Source organism: Chloroflexia bacterium SDU3-3 (assembly GCA_009268125.1).
In the GTDB taxonomy this organism is placed as follows: domain Bacteria; phylum Chloroflexota; class Chloroflexia; order Chloroflexales; family Roseiflexaceae; genus SDU3-3.
Window position 1 is genome coordinate 1 of sequence record WBOU01000039.1, and the last position, 9,298, is coordinate 9,298.

Consider the following 9,298-nt stretch of genomic DNA (forward strand, 5'->3'; position numbering starts at 1 on the left):
TCCTCAACTCGGCGACCTATGATGCGCGGGGCAATCTCGCGGCGGTGATGCAGATCGCCAACAGCGCCATGCGCCTGACCACCGCCTACACCTACACGACCGACAACCGCGTGCAGGAGGTGAAGGACGCGGCGGGCATCCGCACCCGCTACGCCTACGACACGCTGGGCCAGTTGACCGACGTGACGGTGGGCTATGGCACCGCCGACGCGCAGACCACCCACTACGCCTACGACCCGCTCGGGCGCGTGACCGATACCACCACGGCCTACGGCACCCCGTTGGCCCGCACCGATCATGTCGACTACAACCCCGACGGCACGGCGCAGCGCAGCGTGGCCAATTTCAAAGACGGCGTGTTTGACCCGGCGACGGTCGACGAGGATGTGATCACCACCTTCGGCTACGACCTGCTGGGCCGCGCGATCTGGACGCGCTCGCCCGCTGGCCGCTACGATGTGACCCACTACAGCGATGCGGGCCAGGTCGACTGGACCGCGCGCAACCTGACGGGCTACAGCGGCGGCGGCGCGCTGCCCGCCGCGCCGCCCGCGTTCACGCCCAGCGCGCCCGACGCCAATGTGGCGACCTTCTACGGCTACGATGGCCTGGGCCGCACCGAGCTGGTGACCGAGACCGGCATTCTGACCGGCACCTTCGACCCGGCCACGCTGCGCTTTAGCGCGGCCACCACGCGCACCACCCGCACCGAGTACGACGAGCAGAGCCGCCCGGTGACGGTGACGCTGAACTACCGCCCCGGCCTGCCCACCACGGTGGACACCAATCTCCAGACCATCACCTACTACGATGGCGCGGGCAACGTGACCTGGTCGCGCGACACCCTGGGCCGCTGGACGCGCTACGAGTACGACGAGCTGGGCCGCTCGGCCAAGACGACGGTCAACTATGAGAATGGCGACCCGAGGTTTGTCTCTGGGGGGGCCACGCCGACGCCCACGGTGACGGCGACGGCGACCGCGACGCCGACGCCCACGACCGCGCCCAGCGTGACGCCCAGCCCGACCACGCCACCGACCCCGACGCCGGACAACACCGGCTGGACCGACGGCCACGACACCGACCTGGTGCAGGTGAATCGCTACAACGCCAAAGAGCAGCTGGAGCAGGTCATCACCAACTACGTCGATGGGACATGGGTGAAAACGGAGCCGGTAACCGATACGATTACCTACTACGCCTATGACGCCTTAGGGCGTACCCTGACAACGACGCAGTACAAAGATGCGAAATGGCCGGTCAATGATTTCTCACGCCTCGTCTCAAACAGCTATCCTCCGACCTCGACCCTCACGCTGCGCGTAAAGCATGCTGCCTACCCGACCACCGGGTACGAGTATGATGGCCAGGGTCGCACGGTCAACGTCTTCCAGAACTGCACGGGCGGAACCACGGTCAAAGCCTGCGGCAGCTTTGATCGCGGCAACATGCGCAACATCATCGCGCGGACCGAGTATGATGCGCAGGGCCGGGTGCTGCGGACCATCGGCAACTACCGCGACGGCAGCTATGTGGCTACGGCCAACGACGAGGACCAGATCACGCAGTACGCCTACGACGGCCTGGGCCGCGTGACGGCGACCATCCAGAACCCGCAGGCGGGGGTGCCCGCCGACGCCGAGACCAATGTGACGACCCAGACGGTCTACGACGTGCTGGGCCAGACCATCCGCACCATCGCGCCCTCAGAAACGGCCACGCAGCGCGGCTACGACGCGCTGGGCAACACCACGGTGATCACCGACGCGATGGGCCGCGTGACCCGCATGGGCTACGACGGCGCGGGCCAGCTGCGCTGGACCAAGCGCGGCGATGGCCAGGTGTCGCTGGTGCAGCGCGACGGGCTGGGCCGCACGACCCAGACGGTGCTGAATGTGGTGCCCGGTAGCACCGCCGATGACACCAACATCACCACGCGCCAGACCTACGACCGCGCAGGCCGCGTGGTCAGCCGCACTGACGCGCTGGGCCATATGACGCAGTACACCTACGACCTACGCGATAGCCTGACCAGCGTGACCGAGAACGTGCTGGCTACCTGCGACACCAGCCACACCGACTGTAACATCACCACGCGCTACACCTACGACCACCTGGGTAACCGCACGGCGATCATCGACGCGCGGGGCAACCGCCGTACGTTTACCTACAACCCGGCGAGCGAGCTGGACACCGCCACCGACGCGCTCGGGAGGAAGACCACGTGGAGCTATAACGGCACCGGCCAGCCAACAAAAATCGTCTACCCGGATGCGACCACGATTAGCCCGATCTACGACACCCTGTTCCGGCTGAAGAGTCCCGGCCTGAACATCAACTACACCTACGACCTGCTGGGCCGCCGGACGCAGATGACGGATGGGACGACGACGAACTACACCTACGACGCGATCGGCCACCTGAAGACGGTGACGCTGCCCAACAAGCAGGGCACCATCCAGTATGACTACAACAAGGATGGCGCGCGGCAGACGCTGATCTACCCCAGCAAGCGGGCGGTGAGCTACCGCTACTATGCCGATGGCCAGCTCAAGACGGTGAGCGAGGGCCAGGCACCGACCCCGCTGGCCAGCTACACCTACGACGCGGTGGGGCGGCCCGACACGGTGCAGCGCGCCAACGGCACGCAGACGACCTACGGCTTCGATGGGGCCGACCGGCTGCGCACGCTGACAACCACGCAGACCAGCACCAACGTGACGCTGGCCAGCTTCGGCTACACCGTGAACGCGCAGGGCCAGCGCACCCAGGTGCGCGAGACGCTGCCCGACCACAGCCGCACGATCGACTATGCCTACGACGGCCTGGGCCGTCTGGAAACAGCCGACGCCAGCACCGGGACCGACTACACCTACCGCTACGACGTGGTGGGCAACCGCACCGACGGCGGGAAGACCTACAACGCGGCCAACCAGGTCGATGGCTGGACCTACGACCTGAAGGGTCGCCTGACCAGCGACGGCACCACCACCTACGGCTACGACGACCTCGACCGCGTGATCAAGCTGAACGGCGTGACGCAGCGGTACAACGGCGACGGGGTGCTGATGCAGAGCGGGACGATCACGTACACGCAGGACGTGGCGCTGGCGCTGCCGCAGGTCATCCAGACGCTGGGGACGGACTATATCTACGGCGCGGACCGCCTGGCGGAGGTGAGCAAGACCGCCCGCACGTGGTACACCGCCGACGCGCTGGGCAGCGTGCGCCTGACGATGGGCGACACCGGCGCGGCGCTGAGCAGCATCGACTACGACCCGTGGGGCCAGGTGGAGCGCGGCACGGTCGCCCGCTTCGGCTTCACGGGCGAGCTGCAGCAGGGCAGCAGCGTACACCTGCGCGCGCGGTGGTACAATGCCGCCAGCGGCAGCTTTGCGAGCGTCGACCCCTACGCGGGCGACCCGGCCAGCCCCGCCAGCCTCGCGCCGTACATGTACGCCTACAACCAGCCGACGCTGTTTACCGACCCGAGCGGGCGGTGTATCTCCTGGCTCCTGGGGCCGTGGAATCCTGATCCCAGCTGCCAGTACATTGGGGATGCTGCCGCAAAGAAGGGGCAGTGGAACTATGGGGATGGGCTGACCTATGCCGCCGGTGCCGCTGGTGTCCAGCGCGATGAGGATGGGAACTACGATGTTCTCGGCTATGTGCTCAATAGCAATCCTGCGCTCACAGCCCCGATCAATGCGGTTCAGGCCATTGGCACGTTGGGACGGCTTGCCATTGATGAAGATGCCCGTGCCGCTGCGTGGAAGAACGATCAGGCCACATGGAGCAAGGTCAGCAATGTTTCGGCGTGGCCGAGTGCGGTGGGCGGATGGATTACTCAACCTTTCGTTGACTTTGGCCAAGGATTCATGCAAAATGACATGTATCGCCTGGGCAAAGGGGCACGAGGGGTTGGAGAAGATATCGTTGCGGCAGCAAGTATAGTTAGCGTAGCTCAAACTGCTCGAAACCTGTGGAATTTGAAAAATATAGGAATGGCTAGAACTATTGGAGGTCAGGTTCCGAAAGATTGCATGAATGCAGCTGATTATGTTATGGGTGTAGATCGTAAAACTATTTTTAAAGGTCCTTTCAAGAGATTGGGCTCATATAATCCCATTTTCGACCAACTAGGGTTAAGTAGACCTGGACATGTTGCTGTACAAAACGCTAATGGGACAATTACTGATATATCGATCTTAGAAAATATCCGCGCTTACTCACCTGGTGGAAAACTACCATCAGATCTAGAAAAATATTCTTATTACGATACATTTACACCTTCAGAGTATAATAAACTTCTTAATAGGTTTATAGAAGCTTGGAAGTCTTCACCTGAAGCGAATGTAAGGCAAGTAGGACCTAAAGATGATCCATTTTTTGGTACGGGCGAAGCACCAATTGGTGGATTGGATGAATTTCTACGCTCTATTGGATGGAAAGAATAATCTATAAAACAAGGAGATAAGGTTTATGCCATTTGTTAACTTAGAATTAAAAAAATTAACCTATAGGGTTGTTATTTACGGAATAGGGTTAAGTGGAAAGACCACTACTGTTGCTAGATTGAACTCATTACTAGCTAATGATGAGCTTATAAGTGTTGCAAGTGAAAATGACCGCGCTCTATTATTTACATATAATACAGGTTTGAAATTTAAAAGGTTAGATGTTTATATACAAGTTATAACTATGCCAGGAAGTCACCTAAATAGAGATTATATTTGGACAAAAATGCTAGAAAATTGTGATGGTGTTGTAATTATAATAGACTCACAAAAATCTCGCTTGAAAGAAAATATATTAGCAATAACGGCCTTGAGGAGTTATATCAAAAATGCAGGAGGTAATATAGATAATATACCTGTCATATTGCAGTATAACAAACGAGATTTACCAAATTCACTCACATTAAAAGAGCTTAACCGAAATTTTGGTTTCTTTGGTTGGAAATATATCGAGACTATCGCTACTGAAAAACTAGGCCTATTGGTGGTATTTGAAACTATATTAAAAATGATTATTAAGTAATTTTGAATTATGGCGTAAGCGTTATAATTTGTGATTACGTGACGAATATGAGCTAAAAATCGTAAGTGTGCGCCTCACCACCAGCGCGGTGGGTCATCACCCCCACCGCGTCCCCCCCTAAAACTTCACATAATCCACCGCGTTATCATCCAGGTTTTGCAAGTCGTGCGCATACCGCATCGTCGTGCGCGGGTCCTTGTGGGGTTGAGCCGACATACGTGTAATAATAGGAAATAAACGAAAACGTGTAAGCGTTTTAGGGCTTCCCCATGCAGAATACGCGCACCACCCTCCTTTCGGTTTTGTAGTCAAAAACCCCCATCTTGCCCTTTATGACGCTGATGTGGTTAGGCCCCATGTCCGAGGACATGGGGCCGCTACGGCTGCATCCTTGCCTGCATGGGGGCGTTCAGGGATTCGTGTTCGGCAAGGCCCAGCTCAGCACTGCCTCGAAGGGCGGCGGTGGTTCTGGTGAGAGGTGGTAGGCCCCAAAGCGTTGGATGTGCCGGGTGATATAGGGGCTGAGGGTCGCGAGATCGGCCCACTCGACTGGGTATCCGTCATCGAGCATGGCCTTGAGCGTGGGGTTTTTTCGGTATGGAGTTTGCGGCGCATGGGTTCTCCATTCCCCCTGCCTGAACATTCTGTTCCATTGCTCCCGCCTCCTAGTTAGACCATGCTGAATCTATCTTATTATATAGTATGTTTCTAATATTCATCGTGCGCCAATAGGGCCAATTCCTTGGTAATGCGCATCTACAGCCATTGCGCATACATCTGCAAGCTTACCACCTCTCACACAACTAAGGTAATTTTTTGTTAAGTATTCAGCCTCATTGAATGCTTGAGATACATCACCTCCTTGCAATGATATATCAACGGCTCTGTAAAACCAGTAAGGATCGAATTCCTGATCTTCAAACAAGTCAATACTGCTATTATTACCTTGTGTAAGGAAGGAATGGTAAGATTCATATAGATTATATGAATCCTCTGTAACTTGACTTCTAAATTCAATCGATTGAGCTATTGATTCTCTTGGAGGGAAATAACTTTCTTCAAATATACTTGTTGTTTTACTTAATGCCTTAAATAATTCCCAACATTCTGTGGGGTTTTCACTTGTTCGAGAAATAACCATAGAGGAAGTACGTATATCTGAGATACTGACATCATTACCTTGAAGTGGTAAAGGGAGAATTACTGGCTTCATGTTATCGTCTGATGATATACTACTTGCTAATCCTCTTGCATCGAATGTAAACCAAAAAGCAGTTTGTCCTGTTCCGATATAATCTGTTTGCATATCACCACCTTTATATCCAGGAAGCGTGCGGTATGGCGATGAGTTACGAAGAAAGGTTATATATTCATTTATTGCTTGCAATAATTTAGGGTTATGAAAATTTGGTTCAAGACCTTGATCTGTCATATTACTTAATGATGCGTGGTATTGGTTTAAGAAGAACTCTATATCTTCAGGTTGCCCAAAAGTTAACGCATATCCAAAGGTTTTTCCTGAAAAGCTCGTTGGATATTTTTTTTGTGCTCGGTCAAGAAAGTCGTCGAAATTGATATTATGCTGTTTCTCAATATCGGGAATTAAAACTTTATTATAAGCTAGTCCACGCAATTGTAATCTAAAAGGCAATCCGGTAATGTAGTTATTCTTTTTGAAACGTTCAATAACTTTGCCTGGATAATCTTTAATATCAAAGCTAGCATCGGCATTGACTAATGCCTGAAGATCCAGAGTGCTAGATATACTTTGCACTGGTGGTGGTGTTGGCCAAGTAAAGCAATCGAGGTTTCGTGCCGCTTCATTAAATTTATTAATAGCTTGGGTACCTTGATAAAAATCTAAAGGTATTTTATCTATCTTTATAGCTGGATGACTTCTCTCGAAATTTTCTATAAACTTACTCATCAAATTTAGGTCCTCATTAAAACCAAAGCTAATTACTTTCTGATCAGTTCTAGCCATTATAGGTGTTGCAACAGTAATCTTATCTTGGTTACTCTTTAATACAGAATTAGCCTTCTTGTCTAAAAAAGACTGAGATTCCTTGAGCGCAACTTCTGGCTTTTTATCTTGGTTTAATACCTTCTCCCAAGCATCGTGCAGTGCTAACCACTCATCTGTAGAAGTGCTATAATGAACTGGTGCTCTCATAAGAGCTTCTTGAAGTATACTGGAAAACTGCTCAGGCTTATCTTTCCAAATGTGAGTTTGTTCATTAATTGATCGACGCGCATATACTTCATTCAGCTCAAAACGATATCTATCAGGCAGCGGTTGATTACTTAAAAAAGATAACCACTTCCATGCAAGTTCAGGATTATTTGTACCACTACTAATAAAATAACCAGACTGAGTTGGTAAGTATGATGGAAATCTAGTTTGAGGGGCTGCAAAATAATAAGCTTCCACTTTCTTAGCAATATCGGTACTTGTATAAGATGCATCCCATAAGGCAAGGTTATTCTCTTCTACTAATTTGCTTATTTCTTTCGGTATAAATATTCGGGCAGAATCAGAAATAATATGGCTGAACCTAGGGTACCATATAACCCCCAGCCTACTTTGAAGGGATACTTCAGCTAGCATATTCGATATCGTAGGACTATCAAGATCTAAAGGTGAGTCTAAGAGGCTTTTATCTTCATCTTCGACCATGGAAATAAATGCTTGAAATCCAAGATCACCCATCATAATACCAAATTTTTTATCCGAAGAATTTTTTACCACACTTTTAGACATGTCTAAAATATCCGACCATGTAACTTTGTTTTTGGAAGGATCGAAATTGGGATTTATATCCCTCACAATCAGAGGGTTAGCCGCTATAATTGGCTCTGACACGGTAACCGGAAGCGCATATAATCGATCAGATTGATTGTCACCAAAATCATAAAACGACTGAGGGTAATAATCTTCGAGTTGAAAAGATCTGTCTTCCTGCACAAATGGGCGTATATCAAGTAAGTAATTTTGTTTAATATCCTCAGGTGAAATGTAACCAAAAGATGTATCTGCGGATTCAACCACGGATTTAAGGCCAATTGATGGGTCTTTTAGTTTATCGTCTAAACTTTCAAATATCACTTTAGATCCTGGATTGACTTTATTGAAATCTGATATTATCTTCTGATAATAAGCTTTATCAGAAGATGACGCGCCAAAAGTTATCACATTTTCATAAATAGTTACATTTTCTGGCTCAGAAGAAACGTGTAAACAGCTTACCAAAGAAAATACAATCATTAACGGTAATAGTTTTTTAGTTATAGACATAATTTCACCTATAAATATATGACACACTCTTGCATTAAATATGCAAGAGTGTGTCTTGTAATTCACTATAAACTCTTGGCAGACTCCGCATCATTGTCCCAGCCACTCATACTCCCACTAAAGTCAACACATGCCTCAATCTGAGCGCCAGCTAGATAATACATGGAATTAGAATAGTTCTGTCCTCTATAGACCGTTGAATCATAGGTTCCTGAATGAGTTCGAATCGAACTCGCTTTATTATTCATACCTGATAGTGAAGGGTAGCTAGCGCCTCTAATGATTGTCGAAACATTACTACCACTACTTGAGCAACTGTAATTGTCATGTAGTTCGAAATTTGCTGTTGTTGTTGTTGCTTGAGCTGATGAAATAGATGAGAGTGCAAATATCATGACACACAAAATACTTAGACCAGTGGGCTTCCATGCGCGTCTCATGGCTGTTCTCCTTAAAATAATAGAGTAATTCTAGACATAAACCAACGATTGAGCAATGCCTAGCATCTTGATTTTATGATACATCTAGAATTTGTCAACATTGATTTATACTATTAACGTGATTTAAATATATGCCAATGTAAACCATAATCTCGTAAATATAAGGTTAAAATATTTTTTCGCCTAAATAAACAGGTGCGTTTATAGAAATAAAAGAGAACCATCGTCAAAGAAATTTATTGATACGTGTGACGTAACAGCATCACTGTATGACATGTTGTTTTCTTGGAAAATAACCACACACAAATCAGCACAAAAATTCATGTCCAAGCAATGGTCTCCACATCGGCTTGCAGATCCTGGGTGGTACCACGGACATAGAGGAGGGTGGTATCAAGCGAGTCGTGGCCCATGATCTGCGCGAGGCGGTGGAGCGGCACGCGGGCGGCCATCTGGTAGCCAAAGCGATGCCGGAGATCATGGGGATGCACCGCGTTGAGCCGCGCGTGGCTGGCGTATTTGG

The 9,298-nt window shown here is 50.4% G+C and carries 4 protein-coding genes; 2 read left to right on the forward strand and 2 right to left on the reverse strand.

Going from position 1 to position 9,298, the window contains the following annotated elements; all coding sequences use genetic code 11:
* Both F8S13_27455 and F8S13_27460 read left to right on the forward strand, forming a co-directional pair.
* The coding region (locus F8S13_27455) for a hypothetical protein (GenBank protein KAB8139602.1) at nt 1–4,457 on the forward strand (4,457 nt) is incomplete at its 5' end.
* Nucleotides 4,458–4,482: 25 nt separating this feature from the next.
* Nucleotides 4,483–5,040 (forward strand): GTPase domain-containing protein, encoded by a 558-nt coding sequence (locus F8S13_27460; GenBank protein KAB8139603.1) that lies wholly within the window; start codon nt 4,483–4,485, stop codon nt 5,038–5,040.
* A 715-nt stretch (nt 5,041–5,755) separates the two neighbouring features.
* On the opposite strand, the gene F8S13_27465 is transcribed toward F8S13_27460, so the two are convergent.
* Nucleotides 5,756–8,335, reverse strand: coding sequence for an extracellular solute-binding protein (locus tag F8S13_27465; GenBank protein ID KAB8139604.1), 2,580 nt, complete (start codon nt 8,333–8,335; stop codon nt 5,756–5,758).
* A 760-nt stretch (nt 8,336–9,095) separates the two neighbouring features.
* Nucleotides 9,096–9,298: site-specific integrase (locus tag F8S13_27470; GenBank protein KAB8139605.1), on the reverse strand; the 203-nt coding region annotated here is incomplete at its 5' end.

Coding starts and splice junctions, on each gene's coding strand:
- F8S13_27460 (KAB8139603.1), top strand. CDS start 4,483: ATGCCATTTGTTAACTTAGAATTAAAAAAATTAACCTATAGGGTTGTT.
- F8S13_27465 (KAB8139604.1), bottom strand. CDS start 8,335: ATGTCTATAACTAAAAAACTATTACCGTTAATGATTGTATTTTCTTTG.